This window comes from Myxococcus sp. AB025B, from assembly GCF_006518215.1.
GTDB lineage: Bacteria > Myxococcota > Myxococcia > Myxococcales > Myxococcaceae > Myxococcus > Myxococcus fulvus.
The window spans coordinates 1-1,566 of the sequence record NZ_SRLW01000613.1 but is presented as its reverse complement, the minus strand read 5'-3'; the positions used below and the strand labels follow the sequence as shown (position 1 = coordinate 1,566).

Genomic DNA, 1,566 nt, shown 5'->3' with positions numbered 1-1,566 from the left:
GGGTGTGGATCTGATCCTGAGCAGCGAGTGAGCAGACAAGCAGGGGGACCGCCGGGTGACTGATGGTCGATGGGAGGGGAGGTTGCTGGCGGGTTGAGCCACAGGAGGACATCCGACGATGCCGAAGGTGACCATCGAAGTGCCGGAAGGATTCGAGGACAGCGTCAAGGCGCTGGAGGAGACGTTGGAACGCGCGCAAAAGGGCGTGGTGGGTGCAAGCACTGGAGACCTGGCTGCGTTCGACACCGCGTGGCAGGCGGTCAATGCGGGCGTGGAGGAGACTGAGCGGCAATTGAAGCGGAGGTTGCTTCGAGGGCTCGACGTCGATGCCGCCCGAATCCTCATCGAAGGCGAGCCCTACGCGCGCGTCGGCCGGTATGCGGCGAGGTACAAAACGCGCGCGGGGCCGGTCGAAGTAGAGCGAAGCCTCTACCGGCAGGTGGGCGTCAGGAATGGTCCCACGGTGGACAGCATCAGCGTGCAGGCCGGGTGCGTGGCCGATGGCTGGCTGCCCGAGGCGGCGCTCCCCATGGCGTACCTGCTGGCCCGGGGCACTTCGCGCGAGGCGCAAGCGACGGCGCGGCAATTGGGCGTGCTGCCCTACTGCCGCTCTTCGTTCGAGCGGATGGGCCACGAGGTGGGGGCGTTGTACGGCCACCAGCGGCCCCGTGTGGAGGCGGCGCTGGCCGAGGCCCTGCAAGCCCCCGAAGGGACGCACAGCGTGAGCGTCAGCGTGGACCGGGTGGCGGTGCCCATGGAGGAGCCGAAGAAGCGGCCCGTGGGACGGCCTCGCAAGGGCGCCCCTCAACGCCCGGTGGACGTCGTCTGGCACATGGCCTACGCCGCCTGCCTCGTCTTCCATGACGCCCAGGGCGAAGCGCTGGGGGCCGTGCGCCATGGCCGGATGCCTCATGGCGATGCCCGAGGGCTGGCGGAGCGCCTGGCCCGCGACGTCCAGGCGCTGGTTTCCAGACAGCCTTCCCTGCGCGTCGCCATCCTCACCGATGGCGCTCCCGAACTGCACGCCTTGCTGGACGAGGCCCTCGTGGCCCACGCGCCCGCGGCCACCCAGGTGGTGCGTCTGGTGGACTTCTGGCACCTGATGGAGAAGCTCGGGGCCGCGGCCCGCGTGGTCGCGGGTGAAGCGCACGCCTCCGCCCTGTGTGAGAAGTGGAAGCTCTCCTTGCTCAACACGCCCGGGGCGGTGTGGACCCTCGTCAGTGCACTCCACGCCAGCGGCAAGCGCGACGTCGTCCTCGGCGACCGCCGGCCCGTGCATGAGGCTATCTGCTACCTGGAGAACCACGGGGAGCGAATGCACTACGCCGAGGCACGAGCGCAAGGGCTGCCCATTGGCAGCGGTAACGTGGAGGCCACCTGCAAGTCTCTCGTTGCCCTGCGCATGAAGCGTCCAGGCGCCCGATGGAAGGAGGACTCCGGCCAACACGTCCTCGACCTCCGTTCCCTGGTGCTCTCGGACCGCTGGGACGCCGCCATGAACCTCACGCTCGCGCCGCAGCGTGCGGAGGTGCGGCGCGCCGCCTGATCAGGATGGGCGCCACACCC

General features: G+C 69.4%; 1 protein-coding gene. It reads left to right on the top strand.

Annotated elements, in window-relative coordinates; genetic code table 11:
- The first annotated feature begins 118 nt into the window (after positions 1 to 118).
- The gene (locus tag FL311_RS43055; protein WP_141333452.1) at positions 119 to 1,546 is read left to right on the top strand and encodes an ISKra4 family transposase; all 1,428 of its coding nucleotides are present in this window, start codon (positions 119 to 121) and stop codon (positions 1,544 to 1,546) included.
- The last annotated feature ends 20 nt before the right edge of the window (positions 1,547 to 1,566 follow it).

Excerpts from the sequence above, each read along its gene's own strand:
- FL311_RS43055 (WP_141333452.1), top strand. The coding sequence starts at position 119 with ATGCCGAAGGTGACCATCGAAGTGCCGGAAGGATTCGAGGACAGCGTC.